The 25217-nt window shown below is 43.0% G+C and carries 24 protein-coding genes and 1 other RNA gene; 9 read left to right on the top strand and 16 right to left on the bottom strand.

The features are described 5' to 3' along the window. Positions 1 to 358: 358 nt before the first annotated feature. The 3 genes from arcB (at position 359) to mtgA (ending at position 4309) form a co-directional block, all read left to right on the top strand. On the top strand, positions 359 to 2698 hold the full coding sequence (gene arcB / locus AB204_RS15530; RefSeq protein WP_047964285.1) for an aerobic respiration two-component sensor histidine kinase ArcB: 2340 nt from the start codon (positions 359 to 361) through the stop codon (positions 2696 to 2698). Between the two features lie 236 nt (positions 2699 to 2934). Then, positions 2935 to 3588 carry an isoprenoid biosynthesis glyoxalase ElbB gene (gene elbB / locus AB204_RS15525; protein WP_047964282.1) on the top strand — a complete coding sequence of 218 codons (654 nt, stop codon included), beginning with the start codon at positions 2935 to 2937 and terminating at the stop codon, positions 3586 to 3588. A gap of 4 nt (positions 3589 to 3592) precedes the next feature. Then, positions 3593 to 4309 (top strand): monofunctional biosynthetic peptidoglycan transglycosylase, encoded by a 717-nt coding sequence (gene mtgA / locus AB204_RS15520; RefSeq protein ID WP_047964281.1) that lies wholly within the window; start codon positions 3593 to 3595, stop codon positions 4307 to 4309. Positions 4310 to 4402: 93 nt separating this feature from the next. Here the strand turns inward: mtgA and dolP are convergent, their stop codons facing one another. The 4 genes from dolP to AB204_RS15500 all read right to left on the bottom strand — a co-directional run bounded on the left by dolP (position 4403) and on the right by AB204_RS15500 (position 8076). Next, on the bottom strand, positions 4403 to 4978 hold the full coding sequence (gene dolP / locus AB204_RS15515) for a division/outer membrane stress-associated lipid-binding lipoprotein (RefSeq protein WP_047964280.1): 576 nt from the start codon (positions 4976 to 4978) through the stop codon (positions 4403 to 4405). 11 nt (positions 4979 to 4989) lie between these two features. Then, positions 4990 to 5580: a DnaA initiator-associating protein DiaA gene (diaA, locus tag AB204_RS15510; protein WP_047964279.1), complete on the bottom strand. Its 591-nt coding sequence runs from the start codon at positions 5578 to 5580 to the stop codon at positions 4990 to 4992. A gap of 51 nt (positions 5581 to 5631) precedes the next feature. Further along, entirely contained in the window at positions 5632 to 6015 is a 384-nt protein-coding gene (locus AB204_RS15505) for a YraN family protein (RefSeq protein WP_047964278.1), read from the bottom strand. Between the two features lie 147 nt (positions 6016 to 6162). After that, positions 6163 to 8076: a penicillin-binding protein activator gene (locus AB204_RS15500; protein WP_047964277.1), complete on the bottom strand. Its 1914-nt coding sequence runs from the start codon at positions 8074 to 8076 to the stop codon at positions 6163 to 6165. Positions 8077 to 8139: 63 nt separating this feature from the next. Here AB204_RS15500 and rsmI point away from each other — a divergent pair, with 63 nt between their 5' ends. Together rsmI and rnpB are read left to right on the top strand one after the other, a co-directional pair. Continuing rightward, positions 8140 to 9012 (top strand): 16S rRNA (cytidine(1402)-2'-O)-methyltransferase, encoded by an 873-nt coding sequence (gene rsmI, locus AB204_RS15495; protein WP_047964276.1) that lies wholly within the window; start codon positions 8140 to 8142, stop codon positions 9010 to 9012. A gap of 43 nt (positions 9013 to 9055) precedes the next feature. After that, positions 9056 to 9459: RNase P RNA component class A (gene rnpB, locus AB204_RS20905), an RNA gene on the top strand. Positions 9460 to 9543: 84 nt separating this feature from the next. On the opposite strand, the gene AB204_RS15490 is transcribed toward rnpB, so the two are convergent. Beyond that, positions 9544 to 10245 (bottom strand): pirin family protein, encoded by a 702-nt coding sequence (locus AB204_RS15490; RefSeq protein WP_047964284.1) that lies wholly within the window; start codon positions 10243 to 10245, stop codon positions 9544 to 9546. 114 nt (positions 10246 to 10359) lie between these two features. Here AB204_RS15490 and AB204_RS15485 point away from each other — a divergent pair, with 114 nt between their 5' ends. Further along, positions 10360 to 11256 (top strand): LysR family transcriptional regulator, encoded by an 897-nt coding sequence (locus AB204_RS15485; RefSeq protein ID WP_047964275.1) that lies wholly within the window; start codon positions 10360 to 10362, stop codon positions 11254 to 11256. Between the two features lie 49 nt (positions 11257 to 11305). Here AB204_RS15485 and AB204_RS15480 read toward each other — a convergent pair whose 3' ends face one another. The 5 genes from AB204_RS15480 to AB204_RS15460 form a co-directional block, all read right to left on the bottom strand. Then, positions 11306 to 11701, bottom strand: a complete 396-nt coding sequence (locus tag AB204_RS15480) for a DoxX family protein (protein WP_047964274.1) — start codon at positions 11699 to 11701, stop codon at positions 11306 to 11308. 242 nt (positions 11702 to 11943) lie between these two features. After that, positions 11944 to 12240: a YqjK-like family protein gene (locus AB204_RS15475; protein WP_047964273.1), complete on the bottom strand. Its 297-nt coding sequence runs from the start codon at positions 12238 to 12240 to the stop codon at positions 11944 to 11946. Beyond that, positions 12233 to 12634, bottom strand: coding sequence for a phage holin family protein (locus tag AB204_RS15470; RefSeq protein ID WP_047964272.1), 402 nt, complete (start codon positions 12632 to 12634; stop codon positions 12233 to 12235). The genes AB204_RS15475 and AB204_RS15470 overlap by 8 nt, the downstream gene beginning before the upstream one ends. A 1-nt stretch (position 12635) precedes the next feature. Then, positions 12636 to 12941: an ElaB/YgaM/YqjD family protein gene (locus AB204_RS15465; RefSeq protein WP_047964271.1), complete on the bottom strand. Its 306-nt coding sequence runs from the start codon at positions 12939 to 12941 to the stop codon at positions 12636 to 12638. A gap of 242 nt (positions 12942 to 13183) precedes the next feature. Continuing rightward, complete coding sequence (locus AB204_RS15460) at positions 13184 to 13852, bottom strand: DedA family protein (RefSeq protein ID WP_047964270.1); 669 nt, start codon at positions 13850 to 13852, stop codon at positions 13184 to 13186. Positions 13853 to 14547: 695 nt separating this feature from the next. Between AB204_RS15460 and sstT the strand changes: the two genes are divergently transcribed. Beyond that, positions 14548 to 15792, top strand: a complete 1245-nt coding sequence (gene sstT, locus AB204_RS15455; protein ID WP_047964269.1) for a serine/threonine transporter SstT — start codon at positions 14548 to 14550, stop codon at positions 15790 to 15792. A 106-nt stretch (positions 15793 to 15898) separates the two neighbouring features. Here sstT and AB204_RS15450 read toward each other — a convergent pair whose 3' ends face one another. Next, entirely contained in the window at positions 15899 to 17920 is a 2022-nt protein-coding gene (locus AB204_RS15450) for an NADPH-dependent 2,4-dienoyl-CoA reductase (protein ID WP_047964268.1), read from the bottom strand. Positions 17921 to 18225: 305 nt separating this feature from the next. Here AB204_RS15450 and AB204_RS15445 point away from each other — a divergent pair, with 305 nt between their 5' ends. Beyond that, positions 18226 to 18822, top strand: a complete 597-nt coding sequence (locus AB204_RS15445) for a GNAT family N-acetyltransferase (protein WP_047964267.1) — start codon at positions 18226 to 18228, stop codon at positions 18820 to 18822. A 32-nt stretch (positions 18823 to 18854) separates the two neighbouring features. Here AB204_RS15445 and AB204_RS15440 read toward each other — a convergent pair whose 3' ends face one another. The 5 genes from AB204_RS15440 to AB204_RS15420 form a co-directional block, all read right to left on the bottom strand. After that, positions 18855 to 19790, bottom strand: coding sequence for a VirK/YbjX family protein (locus AB204_RS15440; RefSeq protein WP_047964266.1), 936 nt, complete (start codon positions 19788 to 19790; stop codon positions 18855 to 18857). Between the two features lie 384 nt (positions 19791 to 20174). After that, a complete protein-coding gene (locus AB204_RS15435; protein WP_047964265.1) occupies positions 20175 to 20624 on the bottom strand; it encodes a GNAT family N-acetyltransferase in 450 nt (149 codons plus the stop codon). Positions 20625 to 20689: 65 nt separating this feature from the next. After that, positions 20690 to 21649: a nucleotidyl transferase AbiEii/AbiGii toxin family protein gene (locus AB204_RS15430; protein WP_047964264.1), complete on the bottom strand. Its 960-nt coding sequence runs from the start codon at positions 21647 to 21649 to the stop codon at positions 20690 to 20692. 14 nt (positions 21650 to 21663) lie between these two features. Next, on the bottom strand, positions 21664 to 22434 hold the full coding sequence (locus tag AB204_RS15425; RefSeq protein ID WP_047964263.1) for a type IV toxin-antitoxin system AbiEi family antitoxin: 771 nt from the start codon (positions 22432 to 22434) through the stop codon (positions 21664 to 21666). Between the two features lie 187 nt (positions 22435 to 22621). After that, complete coding sequence (locus tag AB204_RS15420; RefSeq protein ID WP_047964262.1) at positions 22622 to 23791, bottom strand: MFS transporter; 1170 nt, start codon at positions 23789 to 23791, stop codon at positions 22622 to 22624. A 717-nt stretch (positions 23792 to 24508) separates the two neighbouring features. Between AB204_RS15420 and AB204_RS20900 the strand changes: the two genes are divergently transcribed. Continuing rightward, positions 24509 to 24976, top strand: a complete 468-nt coding sequence (locus AB204_RS20900; protein ID WP_053067926.1) for a VapA/VapB family virulence-associated protein — start codon at positions 24509 to 24511, stop codon at positions 24974 to 24976. Positions 24977 to 25217: the final 241 nt, after the last annotated feature.

Here is a 25217-nt window from a genome sequence, read left to right as displayed (position 1 = left end):
ATGTTGTTTTGTGTTTTGTGACCAAGATCATGATCCTTAAATGGTGTGAGCTATATCACTAAGATTGTCGCATTATCTATTTTAGATATGCTCTAAAATACGACGTTACTAGTGTTTTAATCTTGTTTTTTTCGTTTTCTAGAAATTTTGTCGTGTATTTTATGTTTGATAAGAACAAATGATTGATTGTTTTTTAAACCAAAAAAGAGGTTAAAAAATTAAATGAATAATTATTCTGATTTTATGTGTTTTTATTCTTTTGTGGGTTAGGAGTGATATCCCTCAACGAAGTTGAGCCTTTTTTACGTTATGATTCAATCTGGTGACTTTACTGGAAATTATTTTACTGGGAACGGTTATGAAGCTGATTCGAGGGCTTGCCCAATATTATGTAGATTTGATGATGAAGCTGGGGTTGGTGCGTTTTTCGATATTGCTTGCATCTGCTCTGGTTATTCTTGCGATGGCCATGCAAATGGCAGTTACATTTGTATTGCATGGGGAAGTACAGCGTATTGATTTAATTCGCTCTATCTTTTTTGGCTTGGTGATTACCCCTTGGGCAGTTTACTTTCTTTCTATCGTCGTGGAGCAACTCGAAGAGTCCCGCCAGCGTTTATCCAGTCTGGTCGATAAGCTGGAAGAGATGCGTCAGCGTGATGCTATTTTGAATCTACAACTCAAAGAAAATATTGTTCAATTGAACCAGGAGATCAGCGACAGGGAAAAAGCGGAAAAAGCGCATCTGATATTGCTGGATAAACTTAAATTGGAAATGGAGCATCGTGAAAAAACCCAGATTGAGCTTGAACAGCAATCCGTACTATTGCGTTCATTTTTAGATGCTTCTCCGGATTTGGTTTATTACCGCAATGAAGACAATGAATTTTCCGGCTGTAATCGAGCGATGGAGTTGCTGACTGGCAGAAGCGAAAAACAGCTTATTGGCCTGACTCCGACGGAAGTTTACGATAAAGAAATTGCCAGTAAGGTGATGGAAACTGACGAAAAAGTATTTCGCCACAATGTCTCCCTGACTTACGAACAATGGCTGGTTTATCCCGATGGGCGCAAAGCCTGCTTTGAACTCAGAAAAGTCCCTTTTTATGATCGTGTTGGAAAGCGACACGGATTAATGGGATTCGGACGGGATATAACGGAGCGTAAGCGCTATCAGGACGCTTTGGAGAATGCCAGCAGGGATAAGACCACTTTTATCTCCACGATTAGCCATGAGCTTCGTACGCCTTTAAATGGCATTGTTGGCTTGAGCCGGATCCTGATGGATACCGACTTGACACCAGAGCAGAGTAAATATTTGGAAACTATCCATGTCAGCGCCATTACTCTTGGGAATATTTTCAATGATATTATTGAGTTAGATAAAATTGAGCGGCGTAAAATCCAGTTGGACAATCAACCGATCGATTTCACCGGCTTTATGGTGGATTTGGAGAATATCTCGGGATTACTGGCACAGCCGAAGGGCATTAAATTCGTACTGGAACCTGCATTGTCACTGCCTGCTAAGGTTTTGACCGATGGAACTCGCTTGCGGCAAATTTTATGGAACCTGATTAGCAATGCCGTGAAATTTACGCCTAAAGGGGAAATTCGGGTGCGTATCTGGCGTGAAGAAGGAGAGCGGCTGTTATTTGAAGTTACGGATTCTGGCATCGGTATTCCTTCTGATGAGCTGGAAAAGATCTTTGCCATGTACTACCAGGTGACAGACAGTGCAGGCGGACGCCCCGCGACAGGAACAGGAATTGGTCTGGCTGTCTCGAAACGCCTTGCTCAAAGCATGGGAGGAGACATTGTCGTGACAAGCACGCCAGATCAAGGCTCTTGCTTTACTTTGTCTGTGGTTGCCCCGGCCATTGATGAACATCCTGAAGGGAAAGAAGAGCAAGATACCCTGCCATTGCCGGCCCTCAATATTTTGCTGGTGGAAGATATTGAACTGAACGTCATCGTTGCCCGTTCGGTATTGGAGAAATTGGGAAATAGTGTTGATGTCGCCATGAATGGGCATGATGCGCTGGCGATGTTTGATCCTGATGAATATGACTTGGTGTTGCTGGATATCCAATTGCCGGATATGACAGGGCTTGATATTGCGCGTCAGTTACGCCAGCGTTACGCCTCCCAATCCTTACCTCCGTTAATCGCCCTGACAGCCAATGTGTTAAAGGATAAGAAAGAATATCTTGATGCCGGTATGGATGACGTTCTCAATAAACCGCTTTCCATCAAGGAGTTGATTGCCACGATGGAAAGATATTGGGGTAAGGCATCTGATTCTGAAGGCAAATTACCAGAGGCTAATATTGTGAAGAAAGATGAGGAACGACTCGATATGGAATTGCTTAACCAGTATATCGAATTGGTTGGGCCAAAGATGATTGCTGACAATCTGACTATTTTCGAAACCATGATGCCGGGTTACCTCGCTTTACTGGATTTAAACATGACTGCCAGAGATCAAAAAGGCATTACGGAAGAAGCGCATAAGATCAAGGGCGCGGCGGGTTCTGTTGGATTGAGTCATTTGCAGCAGTTGACTCAGCAGATTCAATCACCTGATTTACCGGCATGGTGGGATAATGTGCAGGAATGGGTGGATGAGCTGAAGCTGGAGTGGAAGAATGATATAGAAATATTGAGAAATTGGTTGTCGGACGCTACAAAAAAATAACCCCAACCGAAGTTGGGGTGCGCTAATACTGCGCCAACACCAGGGAAACTTGTTTACCCGCTTATCTAAGATTTATTTTCGGTGCGAGTAATGAAAGAATTCTTCTATACAGAACACAGGTACCAACATAGCAAAGATAAGATTTTTTGTTACAAGATTCATTAAAATCTGTGATGAAGATTGGTGTTTAACCCTCTAAGGGGTTAAGCATTAATCTACTACAAATGGAGAGAAATATGAAATCTATTGCCGTTATATTGAGTGGTTGCGGAGTGTACGATGGAAGTGAAATCCACGAATCAGTTCTAACTATGCTCTCTTTAAGCCGTCTTGGAGCTGAAGTGTCTTTTTTTTCACCTGATGAGGTACAACATCATGTTATTAATCACCTTAATGGTGAGGAGAAAAAAGAAAGCCGCCATGTAATGGAAGAATCTGCCCGTATAACACGGGGAAATATGCAACCTTTATCGCAAGTTGATATTAATGAGTTGGATGCTTTAATTATTCCGGGAGGATTTGGTGCAGCCAAGAATTTATGTAATTTCGCATTTAAAGGGTCAGATTGTGAAATAAATAAAGAATTATTAAGTATTATACAAGGAATGCATCAACAAGGCAAACCTATGGGGTTTATGTGCATTTCGCCTGTTATGGTACCTAAAATATTAGGCAAACCGATAAAAGTCACCATAGGTAATGATCCTGAAACGGCTGCACAAATAGAGAAAATGGGCGGTATACACGTTGAATGTCCTGTTGATGGCATTGTCGTTGATTTTGAAAACAAAATTGTAACAACCCCAGCCTATATGCTCGCAGAGTCTTTGTCCCAGGCAGAAAAAGGTATTGATAAATTGGTTAGGAAAATATTGGAAATGATTGAGTAAGCGGATGAAAAATCCTTTTTCAATATTGTGGCACTGGCTGAAAAGAATTGCAGTATGGATCACAGTTCTATGGTTTGTTGCTGTAATCGCGTTTTCATTTCTGCCGGTGCCGTTTTCTATGGTGATGATAGAGCGACAAATAAGCGCCTTAATGTCAATTAATTTATCTTATGTTTCTCGTTCCTCATGGGTGGATCAGAATCAAATTTCACCTTATATGACATTAGCCGTTATTGCCGCCGAAGATCAAAAATTTCCAAAACATTGGGGATTTGATTTTGATGCTATCGAAACTGCAATGGCGCATAACAAAAAATATCAATCGCGCATGCGGGGTGCATCGACGATTTCTCAGCAAACAGCCAAAAATTTATTTTTGTGGGAAGGGCGTAGTTGGGTAAGAAAAGGTCTGGAAGCGGGAATGACGGTAGTACTGGAATTACTGTGGTCAAAGAAGCGTATCCTGACGGTCTATCTCAATATTGCTGATTTTGGCAATGGCATTTTTGGTGTGGAAGAAGCGGCTCAGCATTACTTCGGTAAACCCGCCAGCCGATTGACCGCATCTGAAGCTGCCTTGCTCGCGGCTGTATTGCCAAATCCTCACCGTTATAAGGTCAGTGCCCCTTCTGCCTATATATTGCAACGTCAGCGATGGGTTTTGCGGCAAATGCAGTTAATGGGGGGAGATAATTTCCTAAAGCAACATAATTTGAGATAGAAAATAAACGAAGGTAAAAGTTGGAAACCAATAAAAAAGCGGCACTGATTTGTGCCGCTTGTAGGTTGTCGTTGAGCGTTTAAACCGAATTCTTTAGTTGAGGTCAGTAAACGCTGTTGTCACGCGTCTGACGCCGCTGGTTTCGCTGGCTATTTTCGCTGCGGCTGCCCCTTCTTGTTTAGTCACAATGCCGAACAAGAAGACCTCACCATTTTCAGTCACTATTTTGATGCTGGAGGATTTGACTGCATCACTGGTTAAAATTTTCGAACGAACTTTGGTTGTCAGCCAAGTGTCTACGGAGGCAGTACCCAGAGCAACCGGGTTGCCTTGGCGGATCTCGTTATATACCACGTCGGTGCCTTCAACTTTTGAAGCAATCTGCTTTGCCCGATCAGCCAGAGCCATATCGGGGCTTTGCCCAGTCAAAAGAACTTTGCCTTGATATACAGTGACCACTACCCGGGTTTTTGCCTTAATTTGTGGGTCCTTGCTAATCGCATTGCTGATCCGGGCTTCCAAAGTTGTATCGTCAACTTGCTGCCCGATAGTACGTGGATCTGAACCGGCTTTTGTCGCAATCGCGGCAGAACCCACGACAGCAGCGCCAATGCATCCTTGTAATAACATTGCACTGAAACATACCAATAATAGAGAGAATAATCGCATTAGTTGGCTCCTTATTCATCCTGATGAGGAAATAACGTATTGTCGATTAAGTCGCACAGGCAATTGATTGTCAACATATGAACCTCTTGGATCCTGATGCTATGGTGTGAGGGGATACGGATTTCAACATCCTGCGGCCCCAGTAATCCCGCCACTTCTCCACCATCGTAACCTGTTAGCGCAACAATCGTCATATCACGCGTGACAGCCGCTTCCACTGCTTTGATGATATCCCGGCTGTTTCCATGCGTAGAAATGGCGAGCAGGACATCTCCGGCATGCCCTAATGCTCTGACTTGTTTGGCGTAGATTTCGTCAGGCTGTTTACTACTGGTGATGGCAGTGATCACCACATTATCAGTATTCAGTGACAACGCTGGCAGACTTGGGCGCTCTGTTTCAAAGCGATTTATCATGCTGGCGGCAAAACGCTGTGCGGTTGCGGCAGATCCGCCGTTACCACAGCAAAGAATTTTGTTGCCGTTCAGCAGTGATTGAACCAGCATCATTGCGGCGCGTGATATTGCGTCGGGTAATGCTTCTGCTGCTGCGATCTGAGTTTGAATACTTTCTGTGAAGCAGACTTTAATTCTATCCAGCACGTTATGACCTATGTATATTGGGTATATTTATTTAGCGAGAAAACTGAGAATCTACTGGAATAGGTTCTCATTCAGGGTGAACGCATTTTTCAGCCATTCAAATTTCTGACCTGTGATCGCACAAACATCAAAGCGGCACGATGCTGTTTCCAGACATTCATTGCGTTGATACAACCAAACAGCGGCTGTATGCAACAGCTTCTTACGCTTGTTTTTGGTAATTGTAGCAATGGCACCACCGTATTGTGAGTTCTGACGGAAACGGACTTCAACGAATACCCATGTGTGTTTATCACGCATGATCAGATCGATTTCCCCGCCACGAATTCTCACATTCTCTGCAACAAAGGCAAGCCCTTGTTTCTGCAAAAACTGTTTAGCCTGATGTTCGTAATGGCGTCCCAGCTCATAGCGATTAGTTGTTAGTTTTTTCATCCTGAAATAACCAATAAAACATGATATCTATTGATTTACAGTCAGTGAGGCATAACCTTAGTCAGTAATGCTGAAGGCGCGCTAACAGTTGAACGCGCCTATATTCACGTCATGTATTCGCGTTATTTATTCACGTTAGTACGGTGCTTATTGTACCGCATTACTGTGACCAGAATTCTTCACATTATCTGAATCGTTCACATTGTCGGGGTTATTTATGCTGTCAGTGCCAGCGCTGTTTCCCTCGTGATTGGAATTTTCAGGTGTGATACGGCCATTGTTGAACTGCATCCAAGGTAGCTGTCGCGAAATAATGCAATTATCTGTGACAGAAAGTTCCCCTGATGCGCCATTCAAACGGAACCCACTTTCTTGTTGCATCTGCGTAAACTGATTTGCCAGTGACCATGCATCTATCCCCATTGCGTAAAGGCGCATCAGGCTGTAATCATTGGAAAATTTCTTGGCAGCTTGCTGCATCAGCGGAACGTTCGTACCTGTCAGTAATGGGATGTCGCTGAACTGCATGCCATCCATTTCTAGTCGGAAATCCGGGCCTGAACCTGCTTTATTACTGCGTGAATTGGCATAAAGAGCGGGTTTTTTGCGGGAACTGATCGCCATATCGATCATTGGCTTAATAATTGACAGTTCATCCGCTGTTGCAACAATGTAAACCGCATCCACTGGGCCATTGGCAGCGCTTGGGGAAATAACCTGTGCACTGGTCTTATTCTGAGAAATATTGCTCTGAGCTGTATCTGCCACAGAAGCACTGACCGAAACTGGTGTGCCAGACATGCGAATGCCAACACCACGGTTCATGGATTGCCTCATTTCTCCTGTAGTCCCGAAAGTTTGCTGTAATACAGCCTGGCCGCCCAGCTTCTGCCATTCTTTTGCAAAGGCTTTTGCAATCCTGCTGCCCAAATCGGTACGAGGTATTAAGATCAGTGGGTTACGCTTCTGTTGTTGCCAGATATGCATAGCGGCACTTTTCGCTTCATCTTCAGGAGACAGCGAGAAATAGCAGATATTAGGTCGTGCTTGTGGCACATCTAATTCATTGAGAGCCAGAATATTCAATGGCGTCTCAACCTGTACCAATTGTTCCACATTGGGTTTCAATAATGGGCCGACAACCAAAGTGACGCCGTCTTGTTCAGCCTGCGCCAGTAGGTTTGCGAGTGGCTGGCTGTTGGTATCATAAACTTTTACATCTTGAGTATTAACCGGGGCATCATTGATTGTGGAAGAGGCAATGGTTGCTGAAATTTCGGTTGAAGACGACGGATTAGTTTCATCCGCAAGCGGTGCAGTACCAGTGACTGAAGTATCAGCGACTGATTCTCCTTCTGGTGTTGATACCGCAGCGGTGACGTCTGCACTCTGGGTATGTGCAGCGTTGGTTGTATCATTACTGCTTGAATCTGTAACATTGGCAGGCAATGACGGCTTTGGCAATCCTTTTTGGGCATCAAGGAAACCCTGGCGAATAGCTTCACCAAACACTTTTACCTGACCGCTCAAAGGCAGGAACAGGCCAATTGTTGCATGACCATCTTTTGATTTTTGCAGCATTTGTTGCAGTTCAGTAGGTAAGCTACGTGCAGCAGGATTATTTGAATAGCGGATTTGCCAATCATGGATGGCAGAACGCAATTTATCGAGATCTTGCGTATTGGTCTGGTAAGCATTGAGTAAATCAAGCCAGCCCTGCAACGTATATTCATTGGCATTAATCACCAACTCACTGAGTTGTTGTGGAGAAAGATGTGTCAGAATTTGCCATGTCTCATCAATATTATTCTGTCGGCCGGCTTCATCTGTCGCATGAGGCTCCAGTGCAATGTAGGCACGGATTACATCAAGTGATGGTTGGTTATGGGCTGCGTCAATAATGGCCTGATAGCGGTTGATCTCTGCGCTGATCTTGTCTTGAGGCTGAGAAGTTGGTTGCCCTTGCCGTTCGGGCATGGTACACCCTGCAATAATCATAGTCGACAGCAAGGCTGTGTAGACTAAAACAGTTTTGAAACGCACAAAAATTGAGGGAAGCATACTGTATCCAGTGATGTTTTTTTCAAAGATGCTCAATTTTAAATCGGTCATTCGGATGAAACAATGAATCAAACCAATCGAGCAGTGGTTACGACATCCACGCTGTATGTTGTGCCAACCCCTATTGGAAATCTGGGGGATATAACTCAGCGTGCTCTTGAAGTTCTTAAACATGTCGATTTGATTGCAGCCGAAGATACGCGACACACTGGCTTGTTGCTTCAACATTTTGCCATTAATGCGCGCATGTTCGCACTTCATGATCATAATGAACAGCAAAAAGCAGATCAATTAATTGCGAAGCTGGAACAAGGAACGAACATCGCATTAGTCTCTGATGCAGGCACGCCTTTGATCAATGATCCCGGCTATCATCTTGTTCGTCGTTGCCGTGAAGCAGGCATCAAGGTAGTCCCATTGCCGGGCCCTTGTGCAGCGATTACGGCACTGTCTGCTGCCGGCCTGCCGTCCGATCGTTTTTGCTATGAAGGCTTTCTTCCTGCAAAAAGTAAGGGGCGTCAAGATACCTTGCGTGAATTGGCGCAAGAAACACGCACGTTGATCTTCTACGAATCGACACATCGGTTGTTGGACAGTTTAGAAGATATTGTGAAAGTGTGGGGTTCAGATCGCTATATTGTGTTGGCACGGGAATTGACTAAAACGTGGGAATCCATTCAAGGGATGCCTGCGGGTGAGCTTCTGGAATGGGTCAAAGAAGATGAAACTCGCCGTCGGGGTGAAATGGTGCTGATTGTGGAAGGGTATCGTAAACCGGCAGAAGATAGTTTACCGTTGGAATCGCTGCGGACACTGGCATTGTTGCAAAAAGAGCTGCCATTGAAAAAGGCAGCGGCATTGGCTGCGGAAATCCACGGTGTGAAGAAAAATGCTCTGTATCGTCATGCGCTTGATCAAATTGAAGAAGACGCGTGAAAAACCCTATACATTGGATAGCAAACCCCTTATAATCCGCGCCGGAGTTGACTAGACAGTCGCCGCTTTATCTCTCTTTCGGGAGAGCTTTCTTTCGGGAGAAGATAGAGGGGAGGAAAGTCCGGGCTCCACAGGGCAGGGTGCCAGATAACGTCTGGGAGGTGAAAGCCTACGACCAGTGCAACAGAGAGCAAACCGCCGATGGCCCGGCTTTTTTTGCAAAAAGAAAGTTGGGATCAGGTAAGGGTGAAAGGGTGCGGTAAGAGCGCACCGCGCGACTGGTAACAGTTCGTGGCACGGTAAACTCCACCCGGAGCAAGACCAAATAGGGGTTCATGTGGTACGGCCCGTACCGAACCCGGGTAGGTTGCTTGAGCCAGTGCGCAAGTGCTGGCCTAGATGAATGGCTGTCCAAGACAGAACCCGGCTTATCGGTCAACTTCACAAATTCAGCCCTATAAAGCATTTGCTCTATAGGGCTTTTATTTATTTCTGGGAAAATTTCCGGGAAAAAAAGAAAACGAGGCTGAATCAGTCAGCTAAATCAATCAACAGCCCCCGAAATGGGGTATCTGCCAGCAATGTGACTCCCTGTTCTTCCTGAATAAAAACGCCATCCCCACATTTAATCTCAAGATTATTATTTCTGTTGCCGTGAATGCGGGCATTGCCACTGATAGATTGCAGGTAGGCATGTTTGCCTCGCAAAGCCAGAATTTGGCTATCATGGCTTTTCACCGCAAGATAGCTTATCCATACCTGTTGGCGTAGATACATGCTGTTGTTTTCTGATGTAGGGGAAGCCAGCAAAGTGCATGGAGCATTTGGCAGAACCTTACGTTGTAATGGCAGGGGTTCTTGCTGGGGGCAGGCATTGAGCCAGAGTTGCAACCGTGTAAGGGGGATTTTGTCACTGGAATTGCGTTCACTGTAACTAATGCCCTGACGGGCAGAAAACAGCAGACAATCCCCTTGCTTCGCGTGGAAATGGTTTCCTTCGCTGTCACGGTATTGAGCTTCTCCTTGCAGGATAATATTCAGAATATCAACTTGGGGGTAAGACTTGGGCTGGAATTCGGCGTTAGGCGCTAAAACCTCCTGATTAAGAACACGCAGCGCCCGGTAGTTCAAAAATTTTGGGTCAAAATAATGGCCGAATGAAAAAGTATAGCGAGCTTGTAACCAACCATAATCGGCTTTACCGCACTGCTTTGCTGTTCTCGTTATCATCATAGCTGTCATCTCGTTAACCAATAAACCTATTAGCCCCGATCTTAATTATCTGGACGTTGAAATGTTAGCCAGTTAATCTGGTGGCTATATTCAAAATTCCTGATTGAGAAAAATATGGGCAAAGAACGTGCGCTTACATTGGAATCCCTGCGAGTCATGGATGCGATAGATCGACGGGGAAGTTTTGCGGCGGCAGCGGATGAACTGGGGCGGGTTCCCTCTGCATTGAGTTATACCATGCAGAAGTTAGAGGAAGAGCTGGATGTGGTGCTGTTTGATCGTTCCGGTCATCGCACGAAATTTACCAATGTTGGCCGGATGCTGCTGGAGCGGGGGCGGTTATTGCTTGAGGCGGCGGATAAATTGACAGCAGATGCGGAAGCGCTTGCTCGTGGTTGGGAAACGCATCTGACTATTGTATGTGAAGCTTTGTTTCCGACTTCATCGCTTTTTCCTCTTGTGGATCGATTGGCAAAAAAATCAAACACTCAGCTTTCGTTAATAACGGAAGTGCTGGCAGGGGCCTGGGAGCGCTTGGAAACGGGACATGCTGACATTGTGATTGCACCGGACCTCCATTACCGAGCCTCGGCTGAAATAAATTCACGTGCACTTTATTCTATTAACAACGTCTATGTTGCCAGTGTGGATCATCCTATCCATCATGAACCTGAACCGTTGTCTGATGCCACACGGGTGAAGTACCGTGGGATCGCGGTAGCTGATACAGCCCGGGAGCGTCCTGTATTGACGGTTAAATTGTTGGATAAACAACGGCGTCTGACGGTCAGTACACTGGAAGACAAGCGCTGGGCACTTTTGGCGGGATTGGGAGTGGCGACGATGCCATACCCGATGGTAGAACAGGATATTGCTGAAGGTCGATTGCGTGTTATTGGTTCAGAATATAGCCATGAAACCAACATCATCATGGCATGGCGGCGAGATAGTATGGGAGAAGCCAAGTCTTGGTGCTTGCGTGAAATTCCCAAACTATTTATGAAGAAATAAAAAAATCCCCTTGCTTTGAATAATCAGCAAGGGGATTTTTTATTATTTATTACCAGTTTTTCTTCAATGCACCATCAATACTAAATTTACCCGGCCCCATCATTGCCAGCATCAGATAGCCTGCTCCAATGGAGAAGTTTTTCAGGAACATCGTCAGGTTCATTCCATCTGAAAAATCATTGTGGAACAGTACTGCTGTCAGGATACAGAAAATAAATATAAATACTGAGATGGTACGCGTTAACAGGCCGAACATCACAGCAAGCCCGCCACCGAGTTCAAGCAAAATTGTTAATGGCAGTAAAATTCCTGGCACTTTCATGGCTTCCATAAATTCTTGCGTCCCCGCATAGGCATCACCCAATTTTCCATATCCTGCGATGATGAAAAGAACGGATATTAAAATACGAGCGATCAGCAAGCCACTATCTTCAAATTTTTTCATTATTGTCTCCAAGAATACTGCGGGTAACGATAAATAAGTTGTCTGCCTAGATTAAAATGACCAAAAAATGGACAAAAAAGCACAATTTGTTAATCATTATCTGATGGTGGCATTCTAAGGAGAGGCGTTATTTGTTGATAGTAAAGAATACTAACAATTTAATGCAGTTTTTTTGAATGTGAGCTATTGAGGCTTAGTTACTGAGGCTTAGTTATTGAGGTTTAGTTATTGAGGTTTGTTGGCTAATATTTATCCAGTGTGTTGCGTATCGTTTTTATGACACCAAAAATACTGATCATTTGGCGTGACCAACGATAAAATTTTTGGGGATGGCGACATAGCCCATAAAACAGGGCAATGCCAGCACCGATGGCGACATAGGGTCTGAAGGCAAGGAGAGCCTGCCAGCCTTTATCATAGGACTGTGTGATATCAAGCCAGTGCTGGCTGTAAGCAGAAAGTGACTGACGTTGCTGCTGGATCTCTTTTAATAACTGTTGCTTTCGTAACTCTCGTTGATGATGCCACGATTTATTCATGATGATCATCCTCCAGCATTTTGCGATCAATTTGCAGTTGTTCGCGGGTTGTATTAAAAAAAGTGAGTTTTCGGGCTTTTCTGACCGTCCAGATTGCACTAAATACGGCGAGAATCAGCAGCGTTCCGGCAGTAATAATCATTGCCGTTACCCGATAGGTAGGATCGATGGCCCAGAATATCAGCATTAGTAAGCACATCAGGCCAAAGCCTGCGAATAACAATGTGAACCCTACCATCAGCAGGAGTTGTGCCAGCATCGCTGCACCTTCCTCCAACTCAACTGCAACGAGTTGGAGACGCGTTTCAACCATGCGAACAATAATCGCTGCTACCCGCCGTAAAGTATCAAATAGCCCTTTTCCCGGGCCTTGTGAATGGGATGGTGGAGTCATCTCAGCGCCTTGATAGCAATACACCTAAGACAATGCCAACGGCTGCACCAATACCAACGCCTGTCCATGGGTTTTCACGGACATAATTATCCGCATGACCTGCAAGTTCTTTCGTTTGATCGATCAGTTTATCACTGGCATCGTTGAGCGTAACCCGCGCATCTTTCAGCGTTCTTTCTGCTTTGCTACGCAGTTTTTCCAGTTCCGCTTTTGATTTATCACCAGAATTATTGAGCACTTCTTCCAGAGTATCCGCAAGGGATTGCAATTCAGCACGTAGATCTTCAGAATTTTTTTTCTGTGGCATGACCTGTCTCCTTAAATATACGATGGTTGAATTTCTACCATAGTCGCTTTTATAAGGAGTTTAAAGTGAGAATAGATGAAAAATTGTCACAATATATCGCAAATTAATCTTAAATACTGTTTAAGTGGATAAACGTAGCAGTTTAATGGACAAGATGCTGTGGGTAACCAAGCAGGATGTCCTGCGGTATATTTCTCCGCAATACCAATCACAGGAAAAATACCACAGGAAAAAATGAAGGATTATGAAAGGGTATTATTGGAGCGTTTTTTGCGCCAAATGACGGTCAGACTGCCAATTAAGCCGATAAGTAACAGGCACACAGGTAACAGTACCAGAAAGTTCATCAGATATTCTTCGTACTGACGGAACAAAGGGCTTTTACCCAGTATATAGCCTAATGTTGTAAGAATAACCACCCACAAGAACCCGCTGAGCCAGTTAAATAGCTGAAAGCGTCCGCTCTTCAGCCCCGCAAGGCCCGCCAGTGTTGGCAGTAAGGTTCTGATAAAAGCAAGGAAGCGTCCTATCAGTAAGGCGGATAAGCCATGACGGTGGAATAAATTATGTGCGCGTTGATGATAATGGGCGGGGAGATGTGATAGCCAGCCCTGAACTAATTTGGTATTGCCAAGCCACCGCCCCTGAAGATATCCAACCCAGCAGCCAAGGCCGGCACCGGTGGTCAGAATGACTAATGTCACTGGAAAGCTCATGGTGTCTTTGGCGATTAAGACGCCGACTAATATCAATAGGCTATCGCCCGGTAAAAATGCGGCAGGTAATATCCCATTTTCCAGAAACAGGATGATAAATAGCAGGATGTAGATTGCCCATACTAACGATGGATTAGCCAGTGTTTCGTAATCCTGGTGCCAAAGTGCATAAATAAGGTCTGTTACAATTTCCATCAAATGTTCCTAAAACGCCGGTTAAGGACTTCATCTTACTTTTATGGTGCATTTATGGTGAATTTCTATTGGATGCTGAGTAAACACAAAGCATTAAATATCCGCTGTCATAAAATGCTCTCAAAATCCCTTCAAGGTGGCATAAAGATTGACTACGACACTTTAACAAAATCAGCACTGGCGAAACAGAAAATTTTGGTGATCAATTGAACATTAGTCAAAATGTGAAATTAAATTCACTCGGATATATCGTTTGATTAATTATTTATTAAAGTTTTATAAAATAACATGAATACCCCATTTTACCTGCGGATGGGTTGAATTTATGTTTTTTGCCAGTTAAATCCATTCCTGTTGAGCGCTTTGCGTCGAAAAGTAATCTATCCGCACTTTTGGTAACAGAAAAATAATCTGTGATCATTATTGAGAGTGTTATTTTTTAACTTTATGAATATAAAGAAAAATAATGATTTTGTTCGTAATGGTTTTTACTCCATGAGGCTATTTTAATGGGAAAACTTTAATGGGAAAATTGATGTTTTGATCACACAAATGTAATCAATTTGTTATCAAATGTTGCGTACTCTGTATATTGCAACTAGTTATTCTTTGCGGTTTTCTTAATTTCCTTATCCTTGGGAAAGCAAACACAAAAACATCAGGCTCATCGAGCAAAAATACCAAATGGATAGACTATGGAAAAACAACAAAAAGGCTTTGTGCAATATATTGCACAAGGAAGCCTAGTAAAACAAATCTTACTTGGATTAATTCTGGGGGTATTACTGGCATGGTTGGCGCCTTCTGCGGCCAAGTCAGTTGAATTGTTAGGAAACCTCTTTGTCGGGGCACTAAAAGCGGTAGCGCCTGTTTTAGTATGGGTTTTGGTCATGTCTTCGATCGCAAATCATAAGGCAGGTCAGAAAAGTAACATTCGCCCCATACTGTTCTTGTATCTGATTGGCACTTTCTTAGCTGCGGTTGTGGCCGTCATTGGCAGTATGCTGTTTCCGTCGACACTGGCATTGGTGGCAAATGATGCTCAGATATCACCACCAGAAAATATTATTGAAGTGCTGAGAGGAGTGTTGCTCAACATCGTTGCCAATCCGATTGATGCAATCTTAAAGGGAAATTATGTCGGGATTCTGGCATGGTCAATTGGCTTGGGGATAGCTTTACGTCACGCTAATGAGTCAACTAAGTTACTGGTTCAAGACTTATCAGAAGCTGTGACAAAACTCGTTCGTGTTGTTATCCGTCTGGCCCCTGTCGGTATTTTCGGTCTGGTATCTTCAACCATTGCCACAACGGGTTTTGATACTCTATTGGGTTATGCTCACCTGTTAACGGTACTAATTAGCTGCATGATTATCGTTGCGCTGATCGTTAACCCTTTGATTGTTTATTGGAAAATTCGCCGTAACCCTTATCCTTTGGTTTTTGAATGCTTGCGTGAAAGCGGCGTCACGGCGTTCTTTACGCGTAGCTCGGCAGCGAATATTCCCGTCAATATGGCCATGTGTCGTCGGATGAATTTGGATGAAGATACTTATTCCGTTTCTATCCCTTTGGGAGCGACCATCAATATGGCTGGAGCGGCAGTGACTATCACTGTATTGACAATGGCGGCAGTAAATACGCTGGGAATAACAGTAGATATTCCTACGGCAATATTGTTAAGTGTTGTTTCAGTTATTGGCGCATGTGGCTCTTCAGGCGTTGCGGGAGGATCATTATTGTTGATTCCGTTGGCGTGCAGTATGTTTGGTATTTCTAATGAAGTTGCCATGCAGGTTGTTGCGGTAGGCTTTATCATTGGCGTATTACAGGACTCTGCTGAAACAGGGCTGAATTCTTCTACTGATGTATTGTTTACCGCTGCGGCTTGTCAGGCGGAAGATACTCGGTTAATGTCAGATAAATTGGCACAACGTTAATTGTTAGCTGGATTAATCATTAGCCAGAGTCAGACGGTGATAATCTGTATTCCACTGATTATCACCGTTTTTTGTATTCAAATTCTATTTATTCAGCATCTGTTCATTAAATCTTAAACGCTAAACGGGTCCCTTGATCGATTGCTCGGCGGGCATCTAATTCAGCAGCGACATCCGCACCACCAATCACATGCACGCTTTTTCCCATTGCTTGTAAAGGTTGATAGAGTTCTTTCTGTGGCTCCTGTCCCGCACAAATAATGACGTTATCCACTTCAAGGCATTGTTGTTCATCACCACGACGAATATGCAGCCCTTGATCATCAATTTTCAGGTATTGGACGCTGTTTAGCATCGTTACGCCCCGCATTAATAGGCTGGCTCTATGTACCCACCCCGTGGTTTTTCCTAAGCCATCACCAACTTTCGAGTCCTTGCGTTGCAGCAGGTAAATTTTCCGTGGGGAATGCTCTGCTTTTGCTCCTTCTGGGCATAATCCGCCCCGATGCATAATGGTCTGATCAATCCCCCATTCATGGCTAAACGCATGGCTGCTCAAGCTGGAGCTTTGCCCGTTTTGGCTCAGATATTCTGCGGTATCAAAACCAATGCCGCCAGCACCGATAATGGCGACATATTTTCCGACTTGCCGTTTATGTTTCAATACATCCAGATAAGTCAGCACTTTTTCATGGTCAATGCCGTCAATATTGGGAGTGCGTGGTGTAATACCTGTTGCGATGACGACCTCATCAAATGAGGAAAGTTGATCGGCAGTTGCGGTCTGGTTGAGACGCACATCGACGCCATTCAATGCCAATTGGCGATCAAAATAACGCAAAGTTTCATGAAATTCTTCTTTGCCGGGAATTTGTTTGGCGATATTAAATTGTCCGCCAATTCTGTTCTCACGTTCAAATAGCGTGACATGATGCCCACGGCTGGCAGCTGTGACTGCAAAGGATAAACCCGCAGGCCCTGCGCCGATAACGGCAATTGTTTTGGGGGCTTTTGCTGGCTCGGCAATGAATTCAGTTTCGTGGCAGGCGCGTGGATTAACCAAACACGAGGTCAGCTTGCCGACAAATATTCTATCCAGACAAGCTTGGTTGCAGCCGATGCAAGTATTAATTTCGTCCGCACGGTTCTGCTCCGCCTTCAACACAAATTCCGCATCAGCAAGGAAAGGGCGGGCCATGGAAACCATATCGGCACAACCTTCACTGAGAATTTGTTCGGCAACCTGAGGATCGTTGATACGATTGGTCGTAATTAAAGGGATGCTGACTTTCCCCATTAATTTTTGCGTCACCCAACTGAACCCGGCCCTGGGCACCATAGTTGCAATCGTTGGAATACGGGCTTCATGCCAGCCGATACCGGTATTGATGATGGATGCACCTGCTTTTTCAATCTCCAACGCCAGTTGCTCTATTTCCTGCCAGTTAGAACCATCTTCCACTAAATCCAGCATGGAAAGACGATAGATAATGATAAAGTGCTCTCCCGCAATGGCTCGGACGGCTTTGACAATTTCCAGCGCAAAGCGCATCCGGTTTTCGAAAGATCCACCCCATTTATCTTGCCGATGATTAGTGCGGGAAACTAGAAACTGATTGATGAGATAACCTTCTGAACCCATGACTTCAACACCATCATAGCCTGCCTGTTGGGCAAGTTGGGCGCAGCGGGCGAAATCCCTGATTGTTTGCTGGATATCTTCCTCGGACATTTCCCGGGGCGTAAAGGGATTAATGGGGGCCTGAATGGCGGAGGGCGCGACGAGATTTTTTTGGTAGCTGTAACGTCCTGTATGCAGGATTTGCAGGGCAATTTTCCCACCAGCCTGATGAACTGCATCCGTAACAATCTTATGGTGAGGCAGGGAATCTTCACTATTCAGGACGCTTGCTCCGGCAGTAACAACGCCTTGTGGATTTGGCGCGATACCGCCCGTCACAATTAATGCGACGCCGCCGGCCGCCCGTTCTGCATAGAACTGGGCCAACCGTTGGGCACCATTGGGATGTTCCTCAAGCCCCGTATGCATTGATCCCATCAATACACGATTTTTTAATGTGGTAAAGCCCAAATCCAGCGGTGCAAGCAGGTGAGGGTAATTGCTCATTGCATTCTCCATCAAATATTTGGTGACTCAAAAAGTATTATTTTTTTCGTATGACTTAAGTTTTTCACTTGGTTAAGGCTAAGTGGTCGGATGAGATAGTTATCAAATTTAGACAGTTCCAGCTTGATTGGAATCTCTTTGTTAATTGATTGTGACAAGTATCATGAAATCTATTGGGTATAGAATGAATATCAACAGCTTTTGAATAAGAACCCATTAGGCAAGAAATGGCTTTTATTTATGATTGTCGTGTATTTCTTAACTATGCATACTGCCAATGTATTCTTCAACAATGGTAGGTAAGAATGAAAAAAATCACTGATTGGGTAACATTGGCAGGAAAAAGTGTAACCTTAGAGCCGTTGTCACATGATAAACATGATGAATTCGTCCGTGCCATAGACGATGGGCAATTACATAAACTGTGGTATACCAGCGTACCCGATCCGACAAATGTCCGGGCAGATATTGAACGTCGTCTAGCCCTGCATGCCAAGGAAAGTATGCTGCCTTTTACTGTCATCGATAATGCAACGGGAGCCGCCGTTGGGATGACGACCTATATGAATATTGATGCCAATACTCCCAGAGTGGAAATTGGTTCTACGTGGTATGCACGTTCTGTTCAACGTACTGCGATTAATACGGAAGCAAAGTTTTTGCTATTGCAGTATGCATTTGAAGAATTGGGATGTGTAGCGGTGGAACTTCGTACTCATTTTCTGAATCAACAAAGCCGCAGGGCGATTGAACGGCTGGGGGCAAAACTGGATGGTATTTTGCGCAATCACATGCGAGCTAAGGATGGTTCAATACGGGATACTTGTATCTATAGTATTCTTCTGAATGAGTGGCCCGCCATTAAAACTCATCTTACATGGTTAATGGCGCAGCCGCGTTAAAGGTCAGCCAAAGTATTCCTTTCTGATCGGGATCAGGCAGTAAGGGATGCTTTGATGCTGTTTTCCAATTCATCCAGTAATTGATAGCGACGACGATATTCGGCGCGTTTTTTACTGGGAATATCGTCCAGCGATTTTCTTTCTATGATTGAGGGCAACTGGAAATCATTATTTTCCTTTCTGACCCCACTTAATGATTCCCAGAAGGCGTTATAATCGGCCACCATCTGGTTTTTCTTTTTATGCCAATAACGAATGCTGCGGTAGATATGAGTCTCATTACTGACCGCCAAAATTTGCTCACAATCCACATGTGCGGCAAAACAGCAGATAGCTTCAATCAATAGGCGCTTAGGAAATAATCCATAACACTCTTTCGTTGCATGGCGGATAATCTCCAGAGAATTATCTCCCTTGGCTGGCCCTTGTAATACACCAATAAACAATGTTTGTTTACCATCCACCATTAATAAAGTAAATGCACACTTTGCCAGAATGACATTTTCTGCGGTGGTAATATATAAAGAAAGCTCACCTTCTTTATTCAAATTATCCAGTGAATCAATGTAAATCATAAATGATTCATTCTTTCCCTGAATAGTTGCCAATAGATAAGCATGAATATCAAATATGTTACTGATAACAGTTGGCTCTAATTGCTGGAACAGTAACTTATAATGTTCATTCAGCGCGCAGACAATCTGTTTGCGTTTAAAGTTAATACTTAAATACGGGCGATGTAATTTGCAAGGTAAACTGGGTTGTTTTTTTAAAATATCCAAATAACGTGGTGTCTTGGCAAGACTATCCAAGAGCTTCAACGTAGACACCGGTGTCAGGATGCTGCGAAGTGCAAATTTAGTGCGGTTACTGGAAGAATACCAGTGTTCCCCTGGAGTAACACGTTTTCCGACGAGATCGGCAAATAGCTTCACTCCTGAGGATGCAGGTTGTTGTAGGTAATTCATTAATACTCAGACTCAATAGAAATAAAAAATACTTATATGCTTCTCATTATATCATTGATTTTTTAAAGTTTACTTAAACGTTTGTAAAATATTCCATTACTTTAAGTTTATTTATTTTATATAAAGATCCATTTGCTTTTGTTGTTATTTTTAAATCTTATTATAATACAGATTAATTTATAATAATCATTAGGTTAATGAAGTGATTTTCATTAATTTACTTTTATTAATGATTGTTCTTTTTGTATTCTATATATAAGTAATGGATAAGTCTTGATTTTTCTATAGGGTGGTTATTATTGATTATCCAGAAAACCTCAGAACGAGGTTTAGCATTTTGAGATTTTCAGATAATGATTCTATTGTTACTGGGATATTGAGCATTCAGGCCAGTTTCATATGTGCCAATTTCATATGTAATAGAGGAAACGGATTTCCTTGCCCATCAAGTTCTGAGCGGGAAAAAACCTGAAATCCCATATGTTGGTAGAAGCCAACACCTTGTATATTTTGTTCATTGACATCCAACTCACTGATTTTCAATTTATCAATGGCAAATTCCAGCAACATCTTGCCAACGCCTGTACCCCGGGCTTGTGGTGTAATAAACAACATTTCCACGCGATGTTGAGCGGTACTGATAAATCCAACGATATTATGTTGCTCATCCAACGCTTTATAGACAGTGAGATTGGGCAAATAATCATTAAGGATTTGTGGACGCAAAGTCTCAATCATAGTTTTAGGAAGAAAATCATGGGTAGCAAGTACGGAGGCTTCCCAAACCTGAATAAGTGTTATGAAATCAGCTTCGGTGGCTTGTTGTATTTGCATTTAATACCTCCACATATTTTTGGGCATATATTCACAATATTGCCTGTTATACTGGCATGGTTACACTATTTGGTTAGGGCATTCTGTGAACTAATATCAATCCCAGAGAGCCACCGTTCCAAGACTTTCTCTAACTTCCTAATTTGCTCTTGGTGCCTTGCTTGATTTTTAGCTAAACATTGAATATTCACTAGCTTCCATCGGATCGCGGGAAGTTCAGCAGCTGATGGTTCGTCAAACAAAGACCAGTCAGGTTTACCTCGCTTGAACGATAACAGAAAGTCTCTATCTCGCTCGGTAAATTGAGCTTGTAGTGCAGCAATCATGTGAGAACGAGTTTCTATTAGCTCATGTAATTCAACAGGTTTGTTTGTCATCCCGGTAAACTCAGAGTGAAAATTTTTTTCTATTTCTTTCCAGAGTGGTGCCATTACTTCGTGTATTGGACGTGGGTGACTTAACGCATAGGTCAGAAAACCAATAAATATTTCTCGAGAGATTCCCTCTTCTGCAAGTAACATCTGCACATCAAATAAATCTCGTGGATGCTGTCTATCCATGGCTGCGCATAGCTTGCCTCCATATAAATCAGGCAGGCTAACTACAGGAATTTCGGCATAACCAAACTCTTCTTCGATTGATTCAACAACAGGAAGCAATTTGGGTTCGTGTAGTGTTCCCCTTGCCACGGGAGAAATTTCAATCTTGATTGTTGCTTTATCAGTGGTAACGATAATTCGTAACTCATCTCGCTTGTTATCCTGCAAGACTGCTTTTGTTAAGGGTTGTATATTTATCCGTTCAGTCATTCGCTCAAGTATTTCACGAACATGGTTTAATGCTTCATCCCTTGGCTTTAGGGGGAGATAGGCGAGATCAATATCTACTGATAAACGAGGAAACTCTCGGACAAATAGATTAATTGCTGTGCCACCTTTTAATGCAAAGACTGTTTCCTCTGCAATCACTGGTAACATTTTAATTAATAAAGAAACCTGTTGGTAATAAGCGGAATTTCTATTCATTATTGCCTTCTTTTTTATTTCAGAATTAGTGACTCAGGGACGGTGATTTGGTAGCGATCATCATATCGACCATTTACAATTACCTGACGCTTGCCTGAACCGAGGATTATCTGTGACTCATCAAGTCGTTTAACCCATTGGTGACTATAGTAATGGCTTAAAAAAAGAAATATACGGTTGGTTTGAACAGCGTTACTGCGATTAAGTAAGGATTGTACTTTCCGGGGACTCAAGTTAACTAATCCCTGAAATAATTCGGCAGCATGTTCAAAGCTAATGAACTTACCGATAGCATCTACCACTTCATAGGCAGCTAACTCTGAGCTGCTTGCTTTAAGTTCTTTTCCTTTAATAGAGATTGTAGTGAAGTCTTTTTCGGATAATTCAATGAGTTTGTGATTACCACAATATAGCCAGCGTTGTTCAGCAAACTCTCGAAACCATTTAGGCAAGGATTGCTTATTTTTAATACCAATCCAAACTTGTTCTGAGTTTAGCTGTAGATAGTGGCTAAGCCCTTGATATGTAAGGCTACTCAAACCAGCCAAGTGTGCTGGCAAATATAATTGTTGAGTAATTGCTTGTAATGCATCGTCCCAGCTAGGTTTGAGCGTACCACTTGGTCCCGGGCGATAGTAGACACCCGCGCCGAATTTTTTAAGCCAACCGCTTTCTGCGTATTTCTGCGCTAACGAATAACGAATGCCATTTTTTGTCAGCCATTGCTGAACCACTAAGGAACCGGGAGGCGTATGATTAACTAACCAGTTTAACTTCGATGACATCTTTACACTCTTGATTTGATCATCACAGTAAACACATTTGTTTGCTCTATTTGAAATATTAACACTTAGGGTGTGAAAATCCAGCGCTGAATAAACAAGATCTGATCTTGAAGACGCTATTTGAGGGCTAAAAATAAAAAAACGCCACAGTTTGCGGCGCTTTCATCAGATTCAGGATTATTTTGTATTAGCTTGCCAATACGCGGTCTTTGCGACGCAAACTTGCCAGTAGCATATAAATTGCAGTAGCTAACAAAACAATAAAAAAGAAGCTCATTAACCCGTTATGCTGACCATTGAAATAGTGTTGCAGCATAAAATGCCCCGCGCCCAGAGGCCCAATAGCAGAACCGATACCGTAACTTAATAGCATGACCTGGCTTGCGGCTACGATATAGGATGAATCCAGCTTGTCACAGGCCAGAGTGATAGCAACAGGATACAGGGCAAAAGAAGACATTCCCAACAGAGCCAGCGCCACTATCGTCACAATATAATGTTCAAAAAGATACGTCATTCCTACGGCAAACACACCCAGTAATGAAACCAAAGCCAGTAGGAAAATTTTGCTCATGATAACAGATAGCTTGCTGATAATTGGCTGTATAACCATTCCGCCAAGAATAATTGCGGCCATCAATACACCAACTTGATCAGCATTGAAATGACTTTGGCTTAATGACAAAGGCATCAACCCGTAGATAGTGCCCATGACAATGCCGGATGTTATACAACCAACGATAGCGGGCTTACTGAATTGGGTGATTTTTTTCAGTGATAAACTCTGATGATGAAGCGAAGGCGGTTGCCCATGACGCACGAATAATGGTGGCAAAATCGCTAACAGCAGCAGAGCAGAAACGGCCATAAAAGGGAGCATTCCCTGAGTACCGATAGGCCCAATCAACAACTGACCTAAAGTTGTTCCGCCGTAGAGTGACGTCATATAGAAGCCTAAGCGTTTTGCACGCTCTTTGGGATTATCTCCAATCAATAGCCAGGATTCGACCACGACAAAAACTCCGGCAACAGCGATGCCAGCCACACAACGAATAAGCAACCAGATTTCTTTATTTGGAAAAAAAGGCAGTACAATCACTGTTGCAGCCAGAAGCAACAAAAAAACAATAAAGGAAAGACGGTGACCTATTTTCGCAATAACAGGCTCAATCATCATTGAGCCTGTTAATAGACCTGCATAATAAGCACTGGCTAACCAACTGGCATAAATCGTATCGATGTTGAAACTTGCCATCGACAATGGAATTAAGCTCATTAGGTAACCAGAAGCAATTGCAAAAACAGTCAAGCCCGTGACAGGTACAAATGCACTGTCATTGTTGCGCAGCAGTTTCACTACTGTCGTCTCCACATAAAAAAATAGCCAGAAATGCGCTGCTTCTCATCAAGATTTTGCCGAATGGCGATCACGATATATGCCAAGGACTGGGATATATCTTGGTGATTTAAGCAGTAGGTAAGTCACTCAATGACCTTGAATGGTGCGGACTATAGCTGTTTCTTACACAGAGATACAACGAGAAAAACTGATACTCATGAGTGAAAAGATTTATGAAGGTAAATCATCTCGTTTGGAGAGTCATGATCGAGTAGGCAAGCTGATGTATCAGTAACATTACATGCCTCTATTTCCCATACCTTAACCTCCCAGCGCTAAAACCAGCGACAAATTGTTGCGGACGGTGGAGAATAACCTCAGCCCACAACAGCGTCAGGAAGCATTAGCATTATTGAAAGCAGGCTCTGCTGCTGAATATGACAAGCTCTCCAGCCTCGTTTGATTCGTTGAAATTGGTTCGTTTATTAAAAGTAATTTCTTGTTGAAATTACTTGGATGTGTACTATGCTTTTAATATGAATCAAATCTGTCTTTTCCATTTTATAGTAGATGGGGGAAGTTCTATTGATAAAATTCCGTAATATAAATTAAAAGTATTTATTACTACCTAAAATGAAGCTAAATGACGACTCTTCTTTAGAAGAGAGCTAAAAATAGCATTCAAATTTTAAATTAACTTTTCTCGATTTATAAAATTTAAATCAGGGGGATATTATGAAAAAAACATTACCTACTGAATCAGAATCTTCTTTGTATGTCGAAAAGGGATTGAAAATTATCGAATCTTTATCTGAAGCATTGGCAAGTAATTTAGAGCAAAAAACGATAGATGATTCAAGCAAAAAATTATCGGAACTCAGTGCAGGAAAATATGAGGCTACATTTGTCTTAGTAAGTTTCTCGGTTTACTATACATGTGAGCTATATGTTGAAGGTGCGAAAACTTTTCACGGAAAAGCTGGGGGGTTAGGATCACCGGGAAAAGGAGAATTTTCCGGCCATCTGTTCGTTTATGATATTAATAACCTTTATGAGAAAGGAACAGCTTTTGTTGCACTTATGACACCTATTACTGCGGCTGTGGCTTTTACAGATTCACCTTTAAATAAAATCGCACAATTTGAAGGAACGGGAAGAGGAACGATATCTGCCACAATCTTAGGTGGTGGTTATTGGGAATAGTTTTGTAATAAAAACACTTATTCCATTTTTCTGATGAGTTTATCAAGTGTATTTCTGTTTGAATTATATTTAATCCTAAAAATTAAATTCTTGGTATTGATAAATAATCTAAAATTCGGCCTTATTCGGTTATGGAATGATATCCGAATTTATCAGAATTAAACTATTCGCAGTGATTGATTAAATTCGTAATAATACATCTGAGTTGAACGGAAGAGATTAAATGCCATCGGGTTAACCA

Source organism: Xenorhabdus khoisanae (genome assembly GCF_001037465.1).
Taxonomy (GTDB): Bacteria; Pseudomonadota; Gammaproteobacteria; order Enterobacterales; family Enterobacteriaceae; genus Xenorhabdus; species Xenorhabdus khoisanae.
Note: the sequence above shows the minus strand (reverse complement) of the source record. Positions and strands in the feature narration are given on the sequence as shown.

Bases quoted from the DNA above. Each gene is read 5' to 3' on its own strand.
- AB204_RS15430 (WP_047964264.1), bottom strand. From the start codon at position 21,649: ATGAATAGAAATTCCGCTTATTACCAACAGGTTTCTTTATTAATTAAA.
- dolP (WP_047964280.1), bottom strand. From the start codon at position 4,978: ATGCGATTATTCTCTCTATTATTGGTATGTTTCAGTGCAATGTTATTA.
- AB204_RS15450 (WP_047964268.1), bottom strand. From the start codon at position 17,920: ATGAGCAATTACCCTCACCTGCTTGCACCGCTGGATTTGGGCTTTACC.
- AB204_RS15475 (WP_047964273.1), bottom strand. From the start codon at position 12,240: ATGAATAAATCGTGGCATCATCAACGAGAGTTACGAAAGCAACAGTTA.
- mtgA (WP_047964281.1), top strand. From the start codon at position 3,593: ATGAAAAATCCTTTTTCAATATTGTGGCACTGGCTGAAAAGAATTGCA.
- AB204_RS20900 (WP_053067926.1), top strand. From the start codon at position 24,509: ATGAAAAAAACATTACCTACTGAATCAGAATCTTCTTTGTATGTCGAA.
- AB204_RS15440 (WP_047964266.1), bottom strand. From the start codon at position 19,790: ATGAATTACCTACAACAACCTGCATCCTCAGGAGTGAAGCTATTTGCC.
- arcB (WP_047964285.1), top strand. From the start codon at position 359: ATGAAGCTGATTCGAGGGCTTGCCCAATATTATGTAGATTTGATGATG.
- AB204_RS15425 (WP_047964263.1), bottom strand. From the start codon at position 22,434: ATGTCATCGAAGTTAAACTGGTTAGTTAATCATACGCCTCCCGGTTCC.
- elbB (WP_047964282.1), top strand. From the start codon at position 2,935: ATGAAATCTATTGCCGTTATATTGAGTGGTTGCGGAGTGTACGATGGA.
- AB204_RS15505 (WP_047964278.1), bottom strand. From the start codon at position 6,015: ATGAAAAAACTAACAACTAATCGCTATGAGCTGGGACGCCATTACGAA.
- AB204_RS15435 (WP_047964265.1), bottom strand. From the start codon at position 20,624: ATGCAAATACAACAAGCCACCGAAGCTGATTTCATAACACTTATTCAG.
- AB204_RS15460 (WP_047964270.1), bottom strand. From the start codon at position 13,852: ATGGAAATTGTAACAGACCTTATTTATGCACTTTGGCACCAGGATTAC.
- AB204_RS15465 (WP_047964271.1), bottom strand. From the start codon at position 12,941: ATGCCACAGAAAAAAAATTCTGAAGATCTACGTGCTGAATTGCAATCC.
- rsmI (WP_047964276.1), top strand. From the start codon at position 8,140: ATGAATCAAACCAATCGAGCAGTGGTTACGACATCCACGCTGTATGTT.
- AB204_RS15470 (WP_047964272.1), bottom strand. From the start codon at position 12,634: ATGACTCCACCATCCCATTCACAAGGCCCGGGAAAAGGGCTATTTGAT.
- AB204_RS15480 (WP_047964274.1), bottom strand. From the start codon at position 11,701: ATGAAAAAATTTGAAGATAGTGGCTTGCTGATCGCTCGTATTTTAATA.
- AB204_RS15445 (WP_047964267.1), top strand. From the start codon at position 18,226: ATGAAAAAAATCACTGATTGGGTAACATTGGCAGGAAAAAGTGTAACC.
- sstT (WP_047964269.1), top strand. From the start codon at position 14,548: ATGGAAAAACAACAAAAAGGCTTTGTGCAATATATTGCACAAGGAAGC.
- AB204_RS15490 (WP_047964284.1), bottom strand. From the start codon at position 10,245: ATGATGATAACGAGAACAGCAAAGCAGTGCGGTAAAGCCGATTATGGT.
- AB204_RS15500 (WP_047964277.1), bottom strand. From the start codon at position 8,076: ATGCTTCCCTCAATTTTTGTGCGTTTCAAAACTGTTTTAGTCTACACA.
- AB204_RS15485 (WP_047964275.1), top strand. From the start codon at position 10,360: ATGGGCAAAGAACGTGCGCTTACATTGGAATCCCTGCGAGTCATGGAT.